Genomic DNA, 21,673 nt, shown 5'->3' on the forward strand with positions numbered 1-21,673 from the left:
TCATTCCTCTTTTTGCTCATACTACTGAAATGACACAGAATTTCTAACACTCCCCATATTTTACCAACAATTAGCTTTTTGCTCGAAAGCAGACATTGAATGACTAACAATACGTCCACTAAAGTGGTGCTAGATCATTTCAATGTACATCGGCATTCCCTGATACTAACGTCGCAATTCAGCCGGAGCGTTAAGAAACTTTTTGTTTTTCAGCACTACGTGTTTTTTTCATCTCTTGCTGAACTATCGATAACAAGACACCCAATTCCTTTTTGACGCCTTCCTCTAATTTCTCATTTTGATAAATGAAGACACAGTATTTAAAAACTTGTGGCATTTGCTTGCTGTTACTGATTAATGACCAAACGGCTGATTGATAGACGGCTTCAAAGTAGGTTTTTTCTTTTAGTGCATCGGTCCTTTCTTCGTCAGAGGTCGCTTTATACTGCTCAATTGATCCTTTGTACTGATGTAGCGCCAAAGCACCGACTATTTTTTTAATGGGTTCGTATCGGCCCGTCGCCAGAAATTCTGACCAATACACATCCAGGTAGGCGGCATGTCTTACTACCTCAGACTTCTCAGGTAATTTTATACCCTTCGCATAGTCATGTATCTCATCGAGATCACCTGTGTCCAAGAGTGCTTGTGTGAGTACATCGTCACCGCTGAGCACCGCAATGAGCAACAACTTCTTACGATCCTCAAGTGAAAAATTCTTCATGTGTTTGACAATATAGTGGCTCAAGAAGGAATTATTGGAAAACACATACATGAAAAATGTGGCGACATTCATGTTCTTGTTCAGCCACTTAGTCTCGGTTTTCATACTTGCTCGTATGGCTTGAATACTGCGCATGGGTTCCGGACTTTTATAATAGGCCATCATCCACGATCCAACTTCTTTAATGGATGGGAAAGCCTCCCCGAGGCTAAAAGGAACAAGCTCAATTGTGGTTTCCTTCACAACCGAAGTATTCTCTACTTTATCGTAACCAGTCATTTTGATGCTATAGGTACCGACCGGATAGGCATCGGTAAACGTAATCAACATATATTGTCGATTTAGCATTAAGGCATTCGAATTACCTGCAGGTCCCTTATAGACCTCCATATCCACCCCTTTATCCTCAGTGGGTTTACCATCCGGCCCATAGATCTGAACGTCATAACGTAGATGAATGTGATTGTCTTTATCAGTGGTATAACCTTTAAAGAAGGTTAACAACATAAAGGTCTGACCATGGGTAACCTTGTCCGCCTTTTGAATGCGCGGCCCGCTATTGAGTGGCACGCGATACCAAGCATCAAGTTGTTGATCCATCAGAGACGGAATCACAATGGCATCCAAATCATCAGCCAGTACAGAGGCTGGATAAAAAGCCACCAAAACGAATAAGCAAGAAAATAACTGTCTGATAATTAATCGGGTGCTACGCATATCCGTCTCCAAAGTTTATCCCACTATACCGTTTTGGCGAGAATCAGACATAGACGGACAATCTATGTGATCATTTACAAATAAAAATTCAGCGTAAAGTTCTCCGGAGTGCCTGTAAACATCACTTGTCGACCCAATATAGATATATGTCAAAGGTTGCAATGCAGCGTTAGCGGACCCCCACATATTTTGGCCAACAATTTGCTTTTTGCTCGAAAGCAGACCTTGAAAAACTACCAATACGACCACTAAAGTGGTACTAGATCAATATTTGCTTATACCCCTAACAACGTTAAGGCCAGCACTACCTGTACCCAAAATCCAACCAAAAAAGATACGACCCTTAATAACGGTCCAGCAAATGTAAATACAGTGAAATGGATCAACCGAGTAAAGAAATAAATCATGCAAGCAGTGGCAGTGGTTCCTGAGTTTGCCCCAGTTATCTCAACCAATATTACCAATGGTGCGAATAGCACCAAATTCTCAATTGCATTGTCATGGGCCTGCATCATTCGGATTGCCCACTTCTTAGTAGTGTCAGTGCGACCATACCGATCCCATAAGGCATTCAATATACCCAATTCTGACATGCGATTGATGATGTAGGGAATCCAAAATAATGATGTCATAAAAATTGTTAAAATAAGCCAAAATACTTCATTTGAAAGTGATGTGTTCATACTATATCTCCAGTTTATTATTTCTCAGTGCCTTTTGGTATATCGCTAATAGCTCTGGATTATCCATCGAACCGTGATGATGAATTTGTTTCCATTGATTTTCTTGAAGGCAATACGCTCGACTTGTACGAATAGCCAGGTTGATTATTTCGTTATTAATTTCTAGCGTGCCTCTTTCACGACCGGCTGCTAAAAACATGGTTTCACTGGTGTATATTGAATATTCATAAAACTCGACATACACTTTTGCTGGTCCATTAAATATTTTTTTATACACCTCTTCTATTTCATTCCACCCACGTTTTATTCCACCAAGAGGGTTGGACATGGATATCTCGTCAGACAGTGACCAGTTAGACTTCATCAATTCATAGTTTTGATTATTAAAAGAACGATAAAAGTCTACCAGAGCAGAATATGGTGATGATGTACTTAACTTTGGTTCTTGGCCGGTTATTGGGTGTTTAACGATGTCCATATTGCCTCCCTAAATGGTTGTATGTACAACCTATAGAACAAAAAAACTATTTAATTCGTGTTTGAGTCTTTCGCAACTCGCCAACCAACGATGCAAGTTCGCTTTTTCCAATATCCTTAATCATTTTTTGATAGAGGTCATTGCCCTTTTTCTCAAGTTGAGTCGCAATTTTTATAGATTTCTTCGTAGGATAAATACTTTGCTCTCTGGCATCACCACTGTCGCCTTTTTTACGATTTATAAACCCTTTTTTTTCTAAAGCGTCCAAAGACCTGGTAATTGTTGATTTTTCGAGCTTCAACTCATGGCTTATTTGTTTTGGTGTAAGCCCAGGGGTGGACAATGTCAGACGAAGTAAATAGGCGTGCGATGGAGACAGGTCGAATTCAGAAAAAGCCGCATCCCAAATATGGTTAACGGCACGCGTCAGCGCATTAATATTAAAATACAGGCATCGCTCGAACATTGTGTAAGTGTATACCTTATTGTTGTATATGCAACCGTTTTTGGGAAATTATTTAGCTTGAAGGTGAAACTCGAGCAAATAATCATTGGTTGTTAGAAAGGGTGGATATATATACGATTTTTTTTATACGTGTAAAAAGTAGAAATAATTTATAGGCGTTCGGAATTTTGTGATAAAAATGCAGAATTTCGGACAGAAGATAGGATAGGGAATAAATCCCTATCCTATTGACTTGGCTATTAATGGCAGCAAGCCTAGAAATGATTCCTGGCTTGCATGGTTTCGTGTAACACTCGCACTAAATGGACTGTCTTCTTGACAATACGATAGAAGATATAGTGCTCGTTGACTTTATATTGGCGATAACCTTCCCTGATGTAGTCACAGGAAACGCCTATCAGAGGATTGTCCTGCAGCGTTTTAATAGCAGATTCTAATTCATCAAAGTATTTATCTGCCTGATCAATTCCGAAATTCTCATAGCTGTAAAGCCAAATATTTTTAAGGTCTCTGCGTGCTTTTACCTGCTGATGAATTTTATACATAGATTAGGTTAAGCCTGCTTCTTTCTTTGCTTCCTGCCGGATAGCGCTCATATTCAGCACACCAGCATCACCACTTTCTTCACCTTCTATCAGGGATTGACGCAAATTTTCCAGTTTAGAGTTGGCTTCCTTCTCCTCTAGAAGTCTTAGTGAGTCCCGAACCAGTTCGCTAGCCGTAGCGTAACGCTTTTTTTTCCCAACATGGCTTTCAATGAAGTTGTTCCAATGATCGCCAAGGCTTAATGTCTGTGTCTTTGCTTGTGCCATTTCTGTACTCCCAGCATTTATTAAGAATTATTCTTACTGATAAGATATATTCATTATATTGTCAAGGGAAAAGCTCAAACCGTATGTACCTTATCCCCTTCCCAGAGGACTAATGACTAGCAGTTTAGAGCCTGTCCCGATGAAAAACTGCCGATAAGAGTCATACAAGAACTCATTCAACTAATTGATTTATATAATATAAAATATATTTCTATCACAAAATTCCGAACGCCTAGAAATAATTTCCCCATTACTGATTTGAATCATAAACTGTGGATGGCTGCTTTTGAGGTGGTGAAACGGTATTGCTTCTAGCAAGTGAAAGCCCGCTTTCAGTATTAACTTGCCGTTAATGTTAAGTGTCATGCCGCAGACAATTTTAATTTCCTAACATCTTTAAGGTTGACATTTTTTTTTGCCTGCCAGAGATTGTAATGATCTTGCATCGTCAGCCAGCTCTCTGGTGAGCGCCCTAAAGCTTTGGACAAGCGTAGCGCCATCTCAGGGGAGACATTGCTGTCTCCATTCAACAGACGGTTAAAGGTTGATGGTGACACACCCAAACTTTCAGCAACCTGGCGGACACTAAAATCAAATGGAGTGATATAAATTTCGCGAATAAATTCACCAGGGTGAAGTGGATTGTGCATAGCCATCAGTGATAATCCTCATAATTGACGATATGGGCATTCCCATCCTCAAATTTGAAGGTGACCCGCCAGTTGCCGCTCACCTTAATTGACCAGATACCCTTTTTATTCCCTTTGAGGGAATGCAGTGCAAATCCCGGGATTTCCATATCGTCAATACACGTAGCGGTATCGATGGCAACTAATTGTAATTTCAGACGTTTTTTATGTGCTGCCTGTATACCTGTGGTTTTCCCCGTCTCGTAAAATCGCTGAAGTCCTTTGTGTTTGAAGGAGAGTATCATTGTCCTAAATATAGCTTGTTGCGCACTGCGCAACAAGGTGGATATCAACCCCACGTTAACGGAATCACAATTAATCTGAAAATTGATACTTCGGATAAGCCGGATATTGAATAGACTCGGGATGACTGCTCTTTCATGTATAACAGTCATCTGGAGAATTATCGGTAACGCCTGCAACCGGTATAAAGCACTAGTTCATTCATAGCTGTACCAGTTTTCACTTATGGGATAGGCATTTGCAACTTATTGGCTAAGATTTGCAGCTTATGCACAAATGCACACGCGTTACGCGCCATTATGGGAGCCTGCACAGACCGCCGGCCAACCAGCGACGCCAGAGCAACAACTCTAAAAGAGCGTTCTGCGACACACTTCCACCGATAATCAAAACGATGCTGCCTTGGTAGATATTGCATACGGTGCAATGCCCTTCGGTTATTGCGCCCTTGCTGAGCCCTCAGCCCTAGATCACCCGGTCATTACCGCCATCGATGGGGATCTGCGCGCCAGTGGTTTTGGCGAACAGCGGACCCAGCAGGGCGCAGGCCAGCTCGGCGACGTCGCGGGAGCGGATCTCTACCTTCAGCAGGTTTTTGGTCCGGTATTCCTCCACGCTCAGCCCGTAGTGGCGCGCCCGGCTCTCCAGCACCTCCGGGGTCCAGATTGCCGTGTCGAACACCGCGTCCGGATGCAGCACGTTGACCCGCACCCCCATCGGCCCCAGCTCCAGGGCGGCGACGCGCGCCAGCTGGGTGACGCCGGCCTTGGCCACGGAATAGGCGGCGGCCCCCGGCCCGGGTGCGGTGACATTTTTCGAGGCCATAAACACCACCGCCGGCTCGAGGCCGCGTTGCAGATAGGGAATGCAGCAGGTCAACAGCTGCTGGTGGCTGCTGAGATTGATGCGCAGGCTACGCTCCCACAGCGCGGCGTCCATGGCCTCGATGCGGTGGCTGGCGGGAAAGGTGCCGGCGTTGCTGACCACCATATCCAGTCCCCCAAAGCGGCGTACGGTCTCATCCACCGCCGCCTGCAGGGCCGTGGCATCGGTCACATCGCACACCCGCCCCACCGCATCGAGCGCGGCAAAGCGATCCTCCACCGCCGGATCGATATCCAGCGCCATCACCGCCGCCCCCTGGGCGTGCAGGGCCTCGGCACAGGCCCGGCCGATGCCGCTGGCGGCGCCGGTCACCAGGGCGATCCGGCCGACGAAGCCGCCAGGGGCACCCGCCTTGCGCAGCTTGGCCTGTTCCAGGTCCCAGTATTCCACCGCGAAGATGTCGCGCTCCGGCAGGGCCTGCCAGCCACCCAGCGCTTCGGCCTGCTGGATGGCGCGCAGCGTGTGGGCGCTGATATCACCGATGATGTCCGCCTCCCTGACGCTGGGGGCAAAGGCCAGGGTGCCGTGGCCCGGCCACACTGCCCAGCGCGGCGCGGGATCGAGACAGCTCAGCCCGGCCGACTGGTGGCGTGCGAAATAGGCCCGGTACGCGTCGGCATAGGCCCCGACGGCCGCCTCGGCCCCGTCCGTGAAAATCAGCGGCACGCGCTTGGTGCGGATCACATGGTCCGGGGTGAGGGGGCCACGACAGGCGATATCCGCCACATCGGGCAGGTTGGCGAAGCCCACCGCCTCCGGACTGGTCGTCCAGCGCGCCACACCGCGGGCAGCCTGCCCCGGGGCGCAACGCGCCCGGGCCACGGCGCGTCGCAGCTCGGCCAGTTGCAGCAGGTCGGTGGCGGCAGGCGGCGCCGCCGGGGCGCGGACCACGCCGGCCTGCTCGCGGGCCAGCGCCGCCTCGGCCTGGGTCACCAGCGCGATCATGCGCTCATAACTGCTGCGCGCCTCATCGGCAAAGCTGAACATCCCGTGGTTCATCAGCACCATGCCCTCCAGCTGTGACCAGTCGATCCCCCGGGTCAGCTCGCGGATCACCCTGGCCAGCACGAAACCGGGCATGGTGTAGGGCACAATCAGCACCCGCTCGCCATACAGCGCCCGCACCCGCGCCTCGCCCCCCGGCGTATTGGTGAGGGTGACCACCGCGTCGGCATGGGTGTGGTCCACAAAGCGGAAGGGGATGATGGCGTGCAGGATGGCCTCGACCGAGGGATCGGGCGCATAAGGGTCGGTCATCGCCGCCCGCTGGGCGCGCACCATTTCGGGGTCGGACAGACTGGGCAGCTCGGCCATACGCTGGAGAGTGTGGAGACACACCGGGGCGAACCCCGGGGCCTCGATAGTCGCCAGGTCCCAGCCGCTGCCCTTCACATACAGCACCGGTTTGCTGTCACCAAACAGGTCTTTGACCTCCGCCTTCACCGAGGTATTACCACCGCCGTGCAATACCAGCGAGGGCTCACGTCCCAGCAGGCGTGAGCTGTACACGCGCAGGGCGAGTGGGTCATCTGCGCATAACTGCGCCTCTTGCGGGCTCCACAGGCTTTGCATTTTATTTTCCCCGATATTTTGTGAGTCTGTTGTTGTGCCTATTGTCGCGTATAATACGCAAAACATGCATAGCCATCATCGCCTCCATTCTCCGCCACCCGTGACAGCTCGCCCATGACGCCTGACGAGTATTGCCAGCACAAAACTGCTAAAAGCGGGTCCAGCTTTTATTACAGCTTCATGTTCCTGCCCGACAACCAGCGCAAGGCCATCACCGCGCTGTATGCCTTTTGCCGCGAGGTGGATGATGTGGTGGACGAATGCCATGACGCCGACCTTGCCCGCAGCAAACTCAACTGGTGGCGCGCGGAAATTTTCGGCACCTTTGATGGCAAACCCAATCACCCCGTCTGTCAGGCCCTGAGCACCTCCATCAAAGACTTCAATCTGCCCAAAGAATACTTCCTGGAAATCATCGACGGTATGACGATGGATTTACAGCAGACTCGCTATCCCGACTTTACCGAACTCAACCTGTACTGCTACCGCGCTGCCGGTGTGGTCGGCCTGATGGCCGCCGAGATCTTCGGCTTTGAGGATCGCCGCACCCTGGACTACGCCCAGCAGCTGGGCACCGCCTTCCAGCTGACCAACATTCTGCGCGATGTAAAGGAAGATGCCGAACGCGGCCGCATCTACCTGCCGTTAGATGAGCTGGAAAGATTCGGGGTCAGCGAGCAGGACATTCTCAGGCTGCGTGACAGCGACAACATGAAAAACCTGCTGGACTTCCAGGCGCAGCGTGCCAGGGAATATTATGCCAGGGCCTTTTCGCTGCTACCCGAGGTCGACCGCTATGCCCAGCGCACCGGCATTATCATGGCAGGCATATACCAGACGGTACTCGACAACATCGAAAAGGACAGCAGCCAGGTGCTGAAACAGCGCACCTCGCTGAGTCCCTTACGCAAGCTGTGGATTGCCTGGCGCAGCGCCCGCCAGGAGAAGCGCCGTCACCGGCAGTTCATTGACCAACAATGAATTCAACTATGAATAAGGAAAAATCGACAGATCCGGTGATCGTGGTCGGTGGTGGCTGGGCGGGACTGGCTGCGGCCGTGGAACTGGCGCGACACAACATCCCGGTGGTGTTACTGGAATCTGCCAAACAGCTGGGCGGCCGCGCCCGCGGCGTACATGCCGATGGCATGCACCTCGACAATGGCCAACATTTATTGTTAGGCGCCTATGAGTCCACGCTGGGGCTACTGAGAAACATCGGCATCACGGAGGCCGATGTGCTGCACCGCCAGCCGTTATCGCTGCACTGGTCCAGCCCCCACGGCAGGAGCGTCAGTTTACGCACGGCAAAACTGCCGGCGCCGTTGCATCTCGCCTGGGGATTGATGAGCGCGCAGGGGCTGTCGTGGAGGGAGCGTTTCTCGGCGCTACGATTTAGCCGCCAGCTACAGCGCACCAATTTCGCCATTGAAGATGATTACAGTGTCGCCGAGCTGTTGCACCGTCATCAGCAGTCATCGAACCTGATCACCACCCTCTGGGAACCGTTATGCCTGGGTGCACTAAACACCCACATTCACGAGGCCTCGGCAAAACTTTTCCTGCGCACCCTCAGTGACAGCTTCCGCCACGCCCGGCGCGATTCGGATCTGCTGCTGACCCGCAGCAATCTGGGAGAGATACTCCCCCAACCCGCGCTGGACTACATCGAAACCCACCACGGCAGCGTGCGTCTCGGTCAGCGGGTGACGGGTTTGGCGATTACCGACAATCGCATCAGCGGCGTCGAACTCAGCAACAACCCCATCGCGGCGTCGCAGGTGATACTGGCGACCCCCCACACCATCACCCGTCGCCTCATCCGGCCATACCCGGCACTACAGGCCATTGCCGCACAAATCGAGCCCCTCCAGCACCGGCCTATCTGCACCGTCTATTTGCAGTATGACCAACACACACAGCTCGGCCGCCGGGTGCAGGGCATGGTCAACACCGTCAGTCAGTGGATTTTCGACCGCGGCCTGAATGGCCAGGCGGGACTGATGGCGGTAGTAATCAGCGGTGAGGGCGAACACCTGGAGTGGGACAATATCCAGTTATGCCGGCATGTGGCACAGGAACTGGCGAGCCAGTACCCGCACTGGCCCGCGCCGTTATCCCGGCACGTGATCCGTGAAAAACGCGCCACCTTTGCCAGCACCGTGAATGTTCAGGATCATCGTCCCGCGGCAAAAACCCCGGTCGACGGCCTGTATCTGGCCGGCGACTATACCGACGTCGGTCTGCCGGCGACGCTGGAGGGCGCGGTGCGCAGCGGCCTGCAGAGCGCGCACTGCGTGATCCGTGAGCGCCGTCGCGCCCAGGGCTAAGCATGGAGCACAGCACGCAAACCGACCTCATGAAAGATCATGTCATCCTGATTACCGGCGCCGGTGGCGCCATCGGCGGGGCCGCGGCCAGGGCCTTTGCGGCACAGGGCGCCAGCGTGATACTGCTGGGGCGATCCCTGTTGCCGCTGGAGAAGACCTATGACGCCATCGTCGCCGCTGGCCATGCGCAACCGGCCATCTGCCCGCTGGATTTTGCCAGCGCCACGGCGGACGACTTCGTCACCATCGCGGCCACCATCCAGCAGCAATTCGGCCGACTCGACGGTCTGCTACACGCCGCCGCCACTCTGGGCAGCCTGACCCCCATCGAACACTATGACCTGCCGCTGTGGCAGCGGGTCTTGCAGGTCAATCTTACCTCACCCATGCAGCTGACCCGGGCCTGCCTGCCCCTGCTCAAGGCATCCGAGGCGGGCGCCATTCTGTTCAGCACCAGCGCGGTCGGCCTCCGCGGGCAGGCCTACTGGGGCGCCTACGGCGTCGCCCAGGCCGGCATCGAAAACCTGGCCGAGACCCTGGCCGATGAGCTGGAAGAAAATACCGCCATTCGCGTCAACAGCATCGATCCTGGCCCCATCCGCAGCCGCCTGCGGGCGCTGGCCTACCCGGGAGAGGATCCCAACACCCTGCCCGGCCCTGAGACGGTAATCCCTGTCTACCTACAGTTGATGCGCGCCGCTGGTGAAAAGACCTCCGGACAACGCATCCAGGCGATAAATCACCCGCACTATCTCGCCTAAGCCCCTCTTTTATCGACGGAAAATTACCTCCCCGATAGGCCATAGAAACCCCTATTGTGACGAAAAGCTGTCTCGCTCTATGACGCAAATGGCGACAATCTCGCCGCCGCCCACGGCAAGGACCTGCCAACTTTTTGACGGAATATTGACGCCGCAAAAATCCAGCCCTTCCAACTCGCTGTTTATACGCAAATTTTCACTTTCATTGGCAAGTTGGCACAGAATTCGCTAGAGGAAGGGCACTGAATCGACCGAGAACTGCACATGAGCACCACACAACTGCGAAACATCAATCCTCTGCCGCTGTCCTTGCTGGATGCGCCGCCGCGCGCCACTCCGGGTTTCGGACTCAGCCATCTGGTACAGCAGCTGTCTCACCAGCTGCAGGCCAGTCTGGATATCGACGAGGTGCTGGGTCAGTTTAGCCGCGAGATCAAGGCCTTCGTCGCGCATGATCATCTCGGCTATCGCAACGATCATAAGGACTGTGGCTTTTCCATCGGCAAAAGCGGGCGTTGCCGCATCAACTATAAACTCAGCATCAAAAATGAGGGCCTCGGCCAGCTGGTGTTGACGCGCAAGAGCAAATTCACCAAAACTGAAACCGAGGCGGTTGAGCGACTGGCCGCCGCACTGCTCTACCCGCTGCGCAATGCGCTGCGGTATCGGGAGGCGGTCCAGGCCGCACAGAAAGACGCACTGACCGGCATCGGCAATCGCGCCGCGCTGAACGAATCACTGCGCCGGGAGATCGAGCTCGCCCAGCGTCACAAACGCACCCTGGGGATGATCATCTTTGACATTGATCACTTCAAGAATATTAACGACACCTACGGACACAATACCGGTGACTGCCTGCTAAAGGCCCTCACCCATACCGCAGAAGAGACCATCCGCAATTCGGACCAGGTGTTCCGTTACGGTGGTGAGGAGTTTGTAGTACTGCTGCCCGAAACCGGAATCGACGGCGTCAAGCAACTGGCCGAACGGATTCGCAGCAATGTTGAGGCACTCGAGTGTATCTGTGAGGGGCATCACATCAAGATGACCGCCAGCTTTGGCGTCGCCATCCTGCAGGCCGACGAGACCGACGAGTCATTTTTTGTGCGCACCGACAAAGCGTTGTACCAGGCCAAGAATGCCGGCCGAAACTGCACCCGGGTCAGCGAGCCAACGGACAGGACCAAGGCCAGCGCATAGCGCAGGACCAAAACCTATTCCAGAGTATTCGCACCCGCCCGCAAGGCAACAACACTAGTTAACGACATTGGTGTCCTGCGTTGCCCTTACCTTGCGCGCAAGGGCACTCCCGCTCGTTAGACCCGATAGCAGATGGCCTGCGCTGCGCCGACCCATTTTTGCCAGTGAGTTTCGCAGGGAGTCACCCCGAAGCTGTCGTGCGAGGCGCGCATAAAGCACTATCTCTCGCACGCCCAGGACCTGCTGCCGTGACTTCCTGCTCAGTGTCTTGGCCCTGTGCAGATCGGCACAGCGCTGCTCATAATCCGCCTTCCAGTGCATAAACGTGGTTGAGCGCCACAGCTTGTCGAGGATAGAGATAAAATCCCCGCGGGCCTCTCCCAGACAAGCCTCTGCCGCGGTCTTTTCAACCACCGGCACCTCACGCAGTTTGTCCTGCCCGATGTTGTCCATCCGCTGGTGTAATACCGGCATCGCGTTAGTGACATCCTGCTGTTCTTCAAAAGCCGCCTGCAAACATTGCTGACGTACTGCCAGGGGTTGCGGCTGGCCGGTGATGCGCTCCAGTTCCGCGAACGGATGCATGACTTTTTGCGGATGCTGTAATGCGTGCTTATGCACCTTGCGCCAGAACTGTGTGTTGAGAAATCTCTCCGCGAGAATCCGGCTCTTCACGGTCTGGAAATAGTCACGATCATTCAGCCATTCCAGCACGGCGCTATCGGCCGCCAGTTCATCCCTGCGTGCCGCCGGCAGTGTCAGTACCTCAAACAGAGGCGCGTATAGCGAGAAAAACCAGCGCATAGGCGCCTCGGCCAGTCGGCTGCGCGAGGCCAGCGCATCCGCATAACGCCGCCACAGCCGGCGTGTGCGAAACAGCCAGTGCACCGGTCGCAGCGCGCCACTGGAATACTGGACCATATGGCGCAGCAACTCGCCGCGAAATTGTGCCTCCGACAGGGTCTGCAACAGGGGCATGCCGATGATCAGGGTGTTAGAGCATGCGAAGGGGTAACCCAGGCGTGGCGTCTGTTCGATGCGCAGCTCATGCCGGTCCGTCAGGATGACATTTCTTATGGACAGTTTCGCGGTGTAGCTTTTCATTTCACCAATCAGCCTAAACAGCTCGGGCGCCAGATCCTTCGAGAGTTTCAATCCGCAGGCACGCGGAAAGTGCAGGCGAAATACCTGGTTGCTCAGCAACAGACAAAACAACAGGATCGCCGACCAGACCTCGACCACGATCCAGTGCTCGGTGGTTCTGGCATTGGGTATCTCGCGCGCCAGCACGGTGGCACCCTCAACCACCAGATAGGGAAACAACAGCAGAAACGCGTACCCCGGCAGCATCAGCAGCAGCGCGACACCCAGATAGGATTTTGGGTGGCGATCTGCAAACCGGTTCGCCCAAAGGGCCAGTCGATACTGCTTCCCTGCACGGTGATGTGTGGCCACTTGCAACTCCTGTGTCTGTTTGGCGTCTCGTTGTTCGCCGTTTTGTTCGCCGTCAACCGCGCGCTCCGCCGGTGTCGTTATTGACGATAAAGATATCGAAATAGCGAACCCGGCTTTGTGACGGGCATCACAGTTTTTAGCGATCGCGAATGACGGATAGAGCCTAAAGGGAAATCACCCACAGCACTGTGAAGGCGATTACATTTTTGGATAGGGACACTGGGTGAACAGACAACAGACGGTGCAATCGGGTCGCTTTCTGCAGACCTGTTTGACATGGCGCACGATCAGCGCATGGTATTCGTTATACAGCGACGCCTCCCTTTTCAGGCCACTCTCGAATTGCTGGCGCAGCGCCTCATAGCCAGCGTCGTGTTCGAGTAGTTGCAGGCGTGAAAACAGCCGGCGGGTATAGGCATCGATTACAAACACCGGTCGCTCGAAGGCATACAGCAAGATATCATCGGCAGTTTCCGGGCCGACGCCATTCACGCTCAGCAACTGCTGTCGCAGGCTTGCAGTGTCACAGCGCGACAGGGCCGTCAGCCCGCCGGCATCCACATACCACTGACAGTAATTGCGCAGGCGCTGCGCCTTGATATTGAAATAGCCAGAGGGCCTCAGCCACTCCGCCAATTGGGGTGCGGGGGTGGCGAGAATCTTTTGCGGGCTAAGGCAGGCGTGGGTCTTGAGGTTGTCGATGGCCCGTTCAACATTAATCCAGGCGGCGTTCTGGGTGAGTATGGCGCCCACCATGATCTCAAACGGGCTGTCGCCCGGCCACCAGTGCTGATGGCCATAACTGGAAAAGAGGGTTTTATAGACCTTGTTCAGCACGGCCCTGTGTTGCGCGGGCGGTTTTTCCTGGGGTGTTTCGTGACGTGTTTCCTGCTGCATTTCCCGCTGCTTCAGCACCGTCCGTTTCGGTCGTCCGCGTTTGGGATCAGGCTGTTTCATAATGACCTGACGAGGGAGGCATAAGGATCAGCGGCGGGTTTTCACCGGCCGGCGGGGGGTGCGTGACTGGCGTTTGTCGGCGGGCTTTTTCGCCTCGCCCCTGGCAGAAAAACGCCGGCTGCCGGTATCGCCGCGTGACGATCCGCTTTTGGTGTCGCGCCTGGCATCGCTTCGGGCATCGCCACGCCGGCCGCTCACCACCGCCTTGGGGGGCAGGCCCACACTGCGGCGCAGGGTATCCACCTCCTGCTCCGACAGATCTTCCCAGCGCCCCGGCTTCTGGCCACGGGGCAGGGAAACCAGCCCATAACGCACGCGCATCAGGCGACTCACCTGTATGCCCTGGGACTCCCAGAGCCGCCGCACCTCCCGGTTGCGGCCTTCACGCAGGACCACGTGGTACCAGCTGTTCGCACCGTCCCCTCCCACGCTGGCGATCATATCAAAATGCGCAGGCCCATCCTCCAGCTCAACCCCTGTCTTCAGGTTATTGAGTATCTCCGCCGTGACCTCGCCCAGCACGCGCACCGCGTATTCCCGCTCGACCTGGTGTGAGGGGTGCATCATGCGATTGGCCAGGTCGCCATCGGTGGTGATCAGCAGCAGGCCACTGGTATTGAGATCCAGACGGCCGATGGTGATCCAGCGACCGCTGGTCAATTTCGGCAGATGGTTAAAGATCGTGTCACGCCCCTCCGGGTCGGATCGGGTACACACCTCACCCACCGGCTTGTGATAGATCAGCACCCGGCTACGACGCTCGGTGAGCCGCGTCTGTCGCACCGGATCGCCATCCACCGAGATACGATCGGTCTCCGCCACCCGGTCGCCCAGCTTGGCCACCTGGTTATTGACCTTGACGCGCCCGGCCGTTATCCACTCTTCCAGTTCACGTCGCGAGCCATAACCGGCGCGCGCCAGAACCTTCTGGAGTTTTTCACTCTGCACTGGTTTGGTAGGGGAAGGGGTATCGCTCACCGTGGGTCGACCGTTGAGGTAGGGTCGGTCTCGGCATCGGGCTCGCCATCTGTCTCAGCATGGACATCGGTATCGGTGTCGGCTTCGGTGCCAGCATCGAGGCGCCCTTCAACAGCGTCCGCGAGATCACCTTCGGCATCGCCCTCCACCATAGCCTCAACCGTAGTCTCCGCCGATGCTTCCGGGCGGTCTTCACCCGCCTCAATGACATCATTGGCCACCAGATCCAGCTGCACCTCGGCGTCGTCGGTGTCGACGCGTATCTCGCTCCTGGCGCTACCGGGTTCGGCAAGATCCAGTTCGGCGTTGATGGAATCGATATCCCGAATCTCGGCCAGCGACGGCAGGTCACTGAGGTTTTTGAGGCTGAAATAATCGAGAAATTGCCGGGTGGAGGCATACATCGCCGGCTTGCCGGGCACGTCACGGTGCCCCACGACCTTCACCCAGTCACGGTCCATCAGGGTCTTGATGATATTGGTGCTGACACTGACGCCACGAATATCTTCAATGTCGCCGCGCGTGATCGGCTGACGGTAGGCGATCAGGGCCAGGGTCTCTAACAGGGCCCGAGAATAACGCGCCGGTTTTTCCTCCCACAGGCGGGCCACCCACTCGGCATTTTCCTGTCTGGCCTGATAACGAAAGCCACTGGCCACCTCCACCAGCTCGATGCCACGCCCCTCGCAGGCCTCGGCCAGGGCGGCCAGGGCCTGATGAATCTCGTCACGCGAGGGCTGGTTGGTGTCCAGAAACAGGTTAAGCAGACGATCCATGGACAGGGGCTGCCCCGCCGCCATCAATGCCGCCTCCAGGATGTTCTGGATCTTTTGCCCGTTCAGCGGCGCGGCGGCGAAAATGGGTGCGCCCACCTCCCGCTCGGCCTCCTCGCTCAGCGCGTCATCCCTTTCCGGGGACTCGCTTGTGGCGGCCGCCGCCCCTGGCTCCAGAATCGATGACTCCGAATCCGCTGGCTCGTTGAGTTCCTGTTCCGGCATGTTGTCCTGTACTGATTCTGATGACATGGTCTTGCTTCCAATCTTTAGGTTTCACTGTAATTTTTTGAGCGCGCTTTGAGAATTCTTTACAAGCGCTTTACGAATGCGGTGATGCCAGAGGACACCACCGCGGGCGAGCTCATTCACTGACCCGCAGTTTAAGGTGGATCGGTTCATAGGCCTCGGTCTGGATCAGCTCGATCAGGGACTCCTTGATGAGCTCGAGGATCGCAAGGAAGGTCACTACCAGCCCCAGGCGTCCCTCCTCCACGGTAAACAGGGTGGAAAATTCGGTGAACTTGTCACTCCCGAGCTTGCCCAGCACCTCGGACATGCGTTCACGCACCGACAGGGCCTCCATCGTCACCTGATGATGGGTATTGCGTTCCACGCGCAGCAGCACATCCTTAAAGGCGCTGAGCAACTCACGCATGTCCACCTCGGGCTCGGGCTTGATCAGCTTGAGATCCGGCGTTTTCACCGAGACCTGAAACACCTCACGATTCATGCGCGGCAGTTGGTCGATGTCTTCCGCCGCCTGCTTGAAGCGTTCGTATTCCTGTAGGCGACGCACCAGCTCGGCGCGCGGATCTTCCTCGTTATCGACCTCCACCGGGCGCGGCAACAGCATGCGGGATTTGATCTCCGCCAGCATCGCCGCCATCACCAGATAATCCGCCGCCAGCTCCAGATTCAGCGCCTTCATCACCTCCACATATTCCATGTACTGGCGGGTAATTTCGGCGATGGGGATATTGAGCACGTCCAGGTTCTGACGCCGGATCAGGTACAGCAGCAGATCCAGTGGCCCCTCAAAGGCCTCCAGAATGATCTCCAGCGCCTCGGGCGGGATATACAAATCCTTGGGCATGGTAGTCATTGCCTCACCCAGCACCATGGCAAACGGCATCTCGCCCTGCGCGGGCTGCTGCTCCGGCGCGTGGATCGGACTTGGGGACTGATCGGTCAGATCAGGCTGATCGGGTTTTGGCTCACTCATGGGGCATTACATTACCGTAAATTCGAGGGTTTCTCAGTGATTCTTTTGGCGCACCGGGGCAGTGACCGGCATCCGTCGGCCGCTGGTGTACCAATCAACGATACTCCAGCCCCATCGCCGCCCGCACCTCTTCCAGAGTATCTTTCGCCACGTCACGCGCGGCCTCGTTACCCTCGGCGATGATGTTGCGCACCAGCTTGGGATCTGCGGTGAACTCCCGGGCCCGCTCACGAATCGGCGCCAGCTCCTTGAGCACGGCGTCGATCACTGGCTGCTTGCACTCCAGGCAGCCAATACCGGCCGTACGACAGCCTTCCTGCACCCACTTACGGGTATCGTCGTCCGAATAGATCTCGTGCAGCGGCCACACCGGGCACTTGCCGGGGTCGCCGGGATCGGTCAACCGCACCCGTGCCGGATCGGTGGGCATGGTGCGCAGGGACTTTTCCACCACCGCCGGATCTTCCCGCAGAGAGATCGCATTGCCGTAGGATTTGGACATCTTCTGCCCGTCCAGCCCTGGCATCTTCGAGGCCTGGGTGAGCAGGGCCTGGGGTTCGGGCAGGATGATCTTGCCGCCGCCTTCCAGAAAGCCGAACAGCCGCTCGCGGTCGCCGAGCGTAATGTTGCCCTGGGACTCCAGCAGCGCCTGGGCCGTCTGCAGAGCCTCGTGGTCGCCCTGTTCCTGAAACTTGCGGCGCAGCTCGTTGTAGAGTTTGGCGTTACGCTTACCCATCTTCTCGATGGCGGCCATGGTCTTCTCTTCGAAATCTCGCTCGCGGCCATAGAGATGATTGAAGCGCCGCGCCACCTCGCGGGTCAGCTCCACATGGGCGACCTGGTCTTCGCCCACCGGCACCTGACCGGCCTTGTAGATGAGGATGTCCGCGCTCTGCAGCAAGGGGTAGCCGAGAAAACCGTAGGTGGCCAGATCCTTTTCCTTCAGTGCCTCCTGCTGGTCCTTATAGGTCGGCACCCGTTCCAGCCAGGAAAGCGGCGTCATCATCGACAGCAGCAGATGCAGCTCCGCATGCTCCGGCACCTGGGACTGGATAAACAACTTGGCCGAACCGGGATTGACCCCCACCGCCAGCCAGTCAATGATCATCTCCCACACACTGTCGGCGATCAGCGACGGGTCTTCGTAATGGGTGGTCAGCGCGTGCCAGTCGGCGGCAAAGAAAAAGCACTCGTACTCGTGCTGTAGACGCACCCAGTTTTTCAACACGCCGTGGTAATGCCCAAGGTGCAATTGCCCGGTAGGACGCATGCCCGATAACACCCGTTGATACTGACTTGAAACCGCACTCAAACCGTTTCTCCCTCAAACCCTTTTTATACTTATTGAACTTTCGTTAAATGTATTTTGGTTAAATGTACTTTCGTTACCTGTGCCTTGTTCAGATCCGGCACATCGCGTGGCAGGCGACGCGCCTAAACCGCACCCGCCAGGCTAAACATCAGCGCCTCGAACAGCCGCATCGGTGGCCCCAGGATCTTGCCCAGCATCCCCGTCGCCAATAGCACCACCATGATCATCAGCCCATAGGGCTCGATACGACTCAGCTGCCAGGCCCAGGGCCCCGGCAGCAGACCGGCCAGCACCCGGCCACCGTCGAGAGGCGGGATCGGCAACAGATTGAGCAGCATGAGAATGGCGTTGATCGCAATACCCGCTCCGCCCATGTAGATCAGCGGCCAGGCCAGGGTCTCGAAGCCGGTGCCGAACACCAGTCCCAGTTTCATCACCAGGGCCCAGAAAATCGCCATCAGCAGATTGGAGGCCGGCCCCGCGATGGCCACCAGGGCCATGTCCCGTTTGGGGTTTTTCAGGTTTTCCCAGGTCACCGGCACCGGTTTGGCCCAGCCGAAAATGAAGCCCCCCATCAGCAGCAGGGCAATGGGCACCACCACCGTGCCGATGGGATCGATGTGCTTGATGGGATTCAGCGTCAGCCGCCCCAGCATCATCGCGGTGGGATCACCCAGCCGGCGGGCCACCCAGCCGTGCGCCACCTCGTGCACCGTAATCGCAAACAACACCGGCAAGGCCCAGACCGCCACGCGTTGTACTGTGGTTAATTCTTCCATCGGGGGGATTATATCCGGTTTGGGCGACGATGTTCCTGTTCTGTGACAAACCGGCAGACGCCCCGATCAGTCCTCCAGGCCCAGGCCGTCGATGGGCCCCAGCCCCTGTCGCGCGAGGACCGGGATGTCCTCCGTCAGTTCCAGCACCGTGGTGGGTTCAAAACCGCAGAAACCCCCATCGATAATCAGGTCCAGGGCATGCGCCAGGGTGTCCCGGATGTCATAGGGATCGGTCAGCGGCATGCCATCCCCGGGGACGATCAGGGTGGAACTCATCAACGGTTCACCGAGCCTTTCCAGCAGGGCCTGGGCGATGCGGTTATCCGGCACCCGTAGGCCGATGGTCTTGCGCTTGGGGTTCTGCAGCCGCTTGGGGACCTCCTTGGTGGCCTTGAGGATGAAGGTATACGGCCCGGGGGTAAGGCTCTTGATGAGCCGGTAGGCCTCGTTTTCCACCTTGGCGTAGGTGGCGATCTCGGACAGGTCACGACAGACCAGGGTGAAGTTGTGCCTGGCATCCACCTGGCGGATGTTGCGAATGCGCTCCATGGCGGACTTGTCACCGAGGTGACAGCCCAGCGCGTAACCCGAGTCCGTCGGGTACACGATCACCCCACCGTGCTGGATGATCTCGACGGCCTGGTCGATGAGCCGCTGCTGCGGGTTGTCCGGGTGGATCTGAAAAAATTTGCTCATAGGACGCTCTCCGTGGGCTGTGCCCAGTCCTTCCAGATCGGCACGCAGCCGTCCGGCAGCGGCATGGGCCTGCCCAGCTCCTGCCAGGACTGTTCGGGGCCGTGGTAGTCCGAACCGCAGGAGGCCAGCAACCCGTAACGCTTGGCATATTGCGCCATGCCCGCGACCTCGCCCGCCGTGTGACTGCCGGAAACGACCTCGATCCCTTCGCCGCCGCAGGCCTTGAAGGCCTCGATAAACTGCCGCAGGCGGCTGGCGCTGATGCGGTAACGCGCGGGGTGGGCGATCACCGCCTGGCCGCCGGCGGCGTGAATCCAGCCGACCGCCTCTTCCAGCGGCACCCACTCGCCCGCTACATGGCCGGGACGATTGTGGGTGAGGAATTTCTTGAACACCTTGCGCATGTCTTTGGCATGGCCGGCCTCCACCAGAAACCGGGCGAAATGGGTGCGGCTGAGAATGGGCCCGCTGGCAAAGGCCTGGGCGCCCACCAGCGCCCCTTCGATACCGTGTTTTTCCAGCCGCCGGGCAATCTCCTCGGCCCGCGCCATACGCACCGAGCGCAGTTGGCGCAGACCGGCCTGCAGCCCGGCGTGGGCGGGATCGATATTCAGGCCGACGATATGAAAGGTCACGCCGCCCCAGGTGACCGAGATCTCCACCCCGGGCACCAGCCGCAGACCAACCTCGTCCGCCGTGGCCGCCGCCTCGGCCAGCCCGTCGGTCACGTCGTGATCGGTCAGCGCCAGCACATCCACACCCTGCAGACGGGCGCGGCGCACCAGGGCATCCGGGCTCAGGGTGCCATCGGAGAGCGTGGTGTGGCTGTGGAGATCGTAGTGAATCTCAGTGTGCAACTCGGACGACATGATGGGGCGTGCTCAAAAAAAGAACCATTCTAACAGAGCATGACTGCGCAGGCGCATGTCCCTGTGTTAAATTACGCCCATGAATTCACTACTAGAGTTTTTCCCCCTACTGGTGTTTGTCGGCGCCTATTACCTCGCCGACATCTTTACCGCCACCGCCGTCGCCATTGCCGCCAGTGTGGTGCAGGTCGCCATATTCTGGTTCCGGGATCGAACGGTGAAAAAAAGCCACCTCATCACCCTGGTGGTGATCATCGTGTTCGGTGGGCTGACCCTGGTGCTGCAGGACGAAAGCTTCATCAAATGGAAATTCACCGTGGTCAGCGTGTTGTTTGGGCTGGTCATCTACGCCAGCCACTTTATCGGCGAGAAGACCATCGTCGAGCGCATGATGGGCGCCGCCATGGAGTTGCCCCGGTTTGTCTGGAGCCGGGCCAATGCCGCCATGGGCACGCTGATGATGGCCGAAGGTCTGGTGAATGTGTATGTGCTGTACAACTTCGACACCGAGACCTGGTTCAATATCAAATTTTACGGCATGACCGCCGCCACCCTGTTGTTCATGCTGGTGCTGGGCTTCTACCTGGCCCGCTACATCAAGGAAGAAAGCGAACCCGAGGCGGCCAGGGCGCCGCGCACGCAACCGACCGACCCCGGCAAACCGGACGAGGAGGCCTGATGCTCTACGCCATTATCAGCCAGGACGTGGCACAGAGTCTGGAAAAACGCCTGCAGGCGCGCCCCGCGCACCTCGAACGCCTCCACACCCTGCAAAACGAGGGCCGACTGGTCCTGGCCGGCCCCCATCCGGGCATTGACAGCGAAGACCCCGGCCCGGCCGGTTTCAGCGGCAGCCTGGTAGTCGCGGAATTCCCCTCACTGGCAGCAGCACAGGCCTGGGCCGCTGCCGACCCGTACCAGGCCGCCGGAGTCTACACCGAGGTGAGCGTCAAGCCGTTTAAAAAGGTCTTCCCTGTAAACAAGTGCTGAGTGCTGAAAGAAAGTGCTAAGTGCCGGGTATAGAGGCTTTTACTCAACACTCAGCACTTTCTTTCAGCACTTAGCACTA

At 56.3% G+C, this 21,673-nt stretch carries 24 protein-coding genes; 6 read left to right on the forward strand and 18 right to left on the reverse strand.

From position 1 onward, the window contains the following. Nucleotides 1–190: 190 nt before the first annotated feature. From RRB22_10460 to RRB22_10500, 9 genes are all read right to left on the reverse strand, one after another. On the reverse strand, nt 191–1,441 hold the full coding sequence (locus tag RRB22_10460; GenBank protein ID MDT8384828.1) for a hypothetical protein: 1,251 nt from the start codon (nt 1,439–1,441) through the stop codon (nt 191–193). 275 nt (nt 1,442–1,716) lie between these two features. Next, nucleotides 1,717–2,124, reverse strand: coding sequence for an MAPEG family protein (locus RRB22_10465; protein MDT8384829.1), 408 nt, complete (start codon nt 2,122–2,124; stop codon nt 1,717–1,719). Nucleotide 2,125: 1 nt separating this feature from the next. Further along, nucleotides 2,126–2,602, reverse strand: a complete 477-nt coding sequence (locus tag RRB22_10470) for a nuclear transport factor 2 family protein (protein MDT8384830.1) — start codon at nt 2,600–2,602, stop codon at nt 2,126–2,128. A gap of 46 nt (nt 2,603–2,648) precedes the next feature. Further along, nucleotides 2,649–3,068, reverse strand: a complete 420-nt coding sequence (locus tag RRB22_10475; GenBank protein ID MDT8384831.1) for a MarR family transcriptional regulator — start codon at nt 3,066–3,068, stop codon at nt 2,649–2,651. A 254-nt stretch (nt 3,069–3,322) separates the two neighbouring features. Beyond that, nucleotides 3,323–3,613: a type II toxin-antitoxin system RelE/ParE family toxin gene (locus RRB22_10480; protein MDT8384832.1), complete on the reverse strand. Its 291-nt coding sequence runs from the start codon at nt 3,611–3,613 to the stop codon at nt 3,323–3,325. 3 nt (nt 3,614–3,616) lie between these two features. Continuing rightward, nucleotides 3,617–3,880 carry a type II toxin-antitoxin system ParD family antitoxin gene (locus RRB22_10485; protein MDT8384833.1) on the reverse strand — a complete coding sequence of 88 codons (264 nt, stop codon included), beginning with the start codon at nt 3,878–3,880 and terminating at the stop codon, nt 3,617–3,619. 362 nt (nt 3,881–4,242) lie between these two features. Beyond that, on the reverse strand, nt 4,243–4,536 hold the full coding sequence (locus tag RRB22_10490) for a HigA family addiction module antitoxin (protein MDT8384834.1): 294 nt from the start codon (nt 4,534–4,536) through the stop codon (nt 4,243–4,245). Then, nucleotides 4,536–4,814, reverse strand: coding sequence for a type II toxin-antitoxin system RelE/ParE family toxin (locus RRB22_10495; protein ID MDT8384835.1), 279 nt, complete (start codon nt 4,812–4,814; stop codon nt 4,536–4,538). Before RRB22_10495 ends, RRB22_10490 begins: the two co-directional genes overlap by 1 nt. 463 nt (nt 4,815–5,277) lie before the next feature. After that, nucleotides 5,278–7,269, reverse strand: coding sequence for a bifunctional aldolase/short-chain dehydrogenase (locus tag RRB22_10500; protein MDT8384836.1), 1,992 nt, complete (start codon nt 7,267–7,269; stop codon nt 5,278–5,280). A 114-nt stretch (nt 7,270–7,383) separates the two neighbouring features. Between RRB22_10500 and hpnD the strand changes: the two genes are divergently transcribed. The 4 genes from hpnD (at nt 7,384) to RRB22_10520 (ending at nt 11,560) form a co-directional block, all read left to right on the forward strand. Next, nucleotides 7,384–8,250, forward strand: a complete 867-nt coding sequence (gene hpnD / locus RRB22_10505; protein MDT8384837.1) for a presqualene diphosphate synthase HpnD — start codon at nt 7,384–7,386, stop codon at nt 8,248–8,250. Nucleotides 8,251–8,258: 8 nt separating this feature from the next. Further along, a complete protein-coding gene (hpnE, locus tag RRB22_10510; GenBank protein MDT8384838.1) occupies nt 8,259–9,599 on the forward strand; it encodes a hydroxysqualene dehydroxylase HpnE in 1,341 nt (446 codons plus the stop codon). A gap of 2 nt (nt 9,600–9,601) precedes the next feature. Further along, nucleotides 9,602–10,360 carry a YciK family oxidoreductase gene (locus RRB22_10515; GenBank protein ID MDT8384839.1) on the forward strand — a complete coding sequence of 253 codons (759 nt, stop codon included), beginning with the start codon at nt 9,602–9,604 and terminating at the stop codon, nt 10,358–10,360. 264 nt (nt 10,361–10,624) lie between these two features. After that, on the forward strand, nt 10,625–11,560 hold the full coding sequence (locus tag RRB22_10520) for a GGDEF domain-containing protein (protein MDT8384840.1): 936 nt from the start codon (nt 10,625–10,627) through the stop codon (nt 11,558–11,560). A gap of 54 nt (nt 11,561–11,614) precedes the next feature. Here the strand turns inward: RRB22_10520 and RRB22_10525 are convergent, their stop codons facing one another. The 9 genes from RRB22_10525 to RRB22_10565 all read right to left on the reverse strand — a co-directional run bounded on the left by RRB22_10525 (nt 11,615) and on the right by RRB22_10565 (nt 20,604). Then, nucleotides 11,615–13,015 (reverse strand): hypothetical protein, encoded by a 1,401-nt coding sequence (locus RRB22_10525; protein ID MDT8384841.1) that lies wholly within the window; start codon nt 13,013–13,015, stop codon nt 11,615–11,617. A 198-nt stretch (nt 13,016–13,213) separates the two neighbouring features. Then, the gene (locus RRB22_10530; GenBank protein MDT8384842.1) at nt 13,214–13,972 is read right to left on the reverse strand and encodes an endonuclease III domain-containing protein; all 759 of its coding nucleotides are present in this window, start codon (nt 13,970–13,972) and stop codon (nt 13,214–13,216) included. A gap of 27 nt (nt 13,973–13,999) precedes the next feature. Then, a complete protein-coding gene (gene rluB, locus RRB22_10535; protein MDT8384843.1) occupies nt 14,000–14,950 on the reverse strand; it encodes a 23S rRNA pseudouridine(2605) synthase RluB in 951 nt (316 codons plus the stop codon). Then, nucleotides 14,947–15,975, reverse strand: a complete 1,029-nt coding sequence (scpB, locus tag RRB22_10540; GenBank protein MDT8384844.1) for an SMC-Scp complex subunit ScpB — start codon at nt 15,973–15,975, stop codon at nt 14,947–14,949. Before scpB ends, rluB begins: the two co-directional genes overlap by 4 nt. A gap of 112 nt (nt 15,976–16,087) precedes the next feature. Further along, nucleotides 16,088–16,948, reverse strand: coding sequence for a ScpA family protein (locus RRB22_10545; GenBank protein ID MDT8384845.1), 861 nt, complete (start codon nt 16,946–16,948; stop codon nt 16,088–16,090). 94 nt (nt 16,949–17,042) lie between these two features. Beyond that, nucleotides 17,043–18,260 carry a tryptophan--tRNA ligase gene (locus RRB22_10550; protein ID MDT8384846.1) on the reverse strand — a complete coding sequence of 406 codons (1,218 nt, stop codon included), beginning with the start codon at nt 18,258–18,260 and terminating at the stop codon, nt 17,043–17,045. Nucleotides 18,261–18,382: 122 nt separating this feature from the next. Beyond that, nucleotides 18,383–19,039, reverse strand: coding sequence for a site-2 protease family protein (locus tag RRB22_10555; GenBank protein ID MDT8384847.1), 657 nt, complete (start codon nt 19,037–19,039; stop codon nt 18,383–18,385). A gap of 66 nt (nt 19,040–19,105) precedes the next feature. Further along, entirely contained in the window at nt 19,106–19,735 is a 630-nt protein-coding gene (locus RRB22_10560; protein MDT8384848.1) for an L-threonylcarbamoyladenylate synthase, read from the reverse strand. Beyond that, a complete protein-coding gene (locus tag RRB22_10565; GenBank protein MDT8384849.1) occupies nt 19,732–20,604 on the reverse strand; it encodes a PHP domain-containing protein in 873 nt (290 codons plus the stop codon). Before RRB22_10565 ends, RRB22_10560 begins: the two co-directional genes overlap by 4 nt. 79 nt (nt 20,605–20,683) lie before the next feature. On the opposite strand from RRB22_10565, the gene RRB22_10570 reads away from it, so the two are divergent. Together RRB22_10570 and RRB22_10575 are read left to right on the forward strand one after the other, a co-directional pair. Continuing rightward, on the forward strand, nt 20,684–21,283 hold the full coding sequence (locus tag RRB22_10570) for a septation protein A (GenBank protein MDT8384850.1): 600 nt from the start codon (nt 20,684–20,686) through the stop codon (nt 21,281–21,283). Continuing rightward, nucleotides 21,283–21,594, forward strand: a complete 312-nt coding sequence (locus RRB22_10575) for a YciI family protein (GenBank protein MDT8384851.1) — start codon at nt 21,283–21,285, stop codon at nt 21,592–21,594. The genes RRB22_10570 and RRB22_10575 overlap by 1 nt, the downstream gene beginning before the upstream one ends. Nucleotides 21,595–21,673 lie beyond the last annotated feature (79 nt).

Source organism: Gammaproteobacteria bacterium (genome assembly GCA_032250735.1).
Lineage (GTDB): Bacteria > Pseudomonadota > Gammaproteobacteria > SZUA-152 > SZUA-152 > SZUA-152.